General features: G+C 58.3%; 2 protein-coding genes. Both read left to right on the top strand.

Features of this window, described 5'->3' with window-relative positions:
- Window positions 1-270: HepT-like ribonuclease domain-containing protein (locus tag ACRYR9_RS19815; protein ID WP_432540234.1), on the top strand; the 270-nt coding region annotated here is incomplete at its 5' end.
- Between the two features lie 236 nt (window positions 271-506).
- Window positions 507-648: cupin domain-containing protein (locus ACRYR9_RS19810; RefSeq protein WP_459077417.1), on the top strand; the 142-nt coding region annotated here is incomplete at its 3' end.

Genomic DNA, 648 nt, shown 5'->3' with positions numbered 1-648 from the left:
CAGGCCGTCATCATGAGCCTGATCGTCATCGGCGAGGCGGCCACAAAGGTGATGGATGGCTACGTCGAGTTCACCCAGGCGCATGCCGACGTGCCGTGGCGCAGCATGCGCAATATGCGTAATCGCATGGCTCACGGCTATTTCGACATCAACCTCGATGTGGTGTGGGAGACGGTACAGGAATGGCTGCCGGCGTTGCTCCAGCAATTGCCCGCCGTGCGTCAGGATGCCGACGATGAAGACCGTAACGACAAAGGCATGGAGCCATGACCAATCAAGCCGCCGATGTTCGGCCCCTCTGGCGTGTTCGATCCCGCGACCTATGAGCCGCGCTCGGGCAAGACCTTCTGGATGGCCGCAACGGACGTGAGTTCGCTGGTGGGCAAGGAGGCAGCAGCCGACACGCTCATCGGCAACTGCACGACCGCACGACCAGCCTCCCGTTCAAATTCGAGTTAGAACTCATATCCAGCCTGTCTGGGGGCACTGTGAAAGAGGGATCTCCGATGACTGTTGAATCGAGAATATTTTCTGTAGCCGAGTATGTTCAGCCGTCCGAAGGCGAGCCTATTCGTTCCGTTGTGCTTGAAACCCGAGACTCAATTATCGTGGTTTGGCATGTCCATCCCGGGCAGGAAATTGCGGCTC

The organism is Kineococcus auxinigenes (assembly GCF_050871525.1).
GTDB lineage: Bacteria > Actinomycetota > Actinomycetes > Actinomycetales > Kineococcaceae > Kineococcus.
Note: the sequence above shows the minus strand (reverse complement) of the source record. Positions and strands in the feature narration are given on the sequence as shown.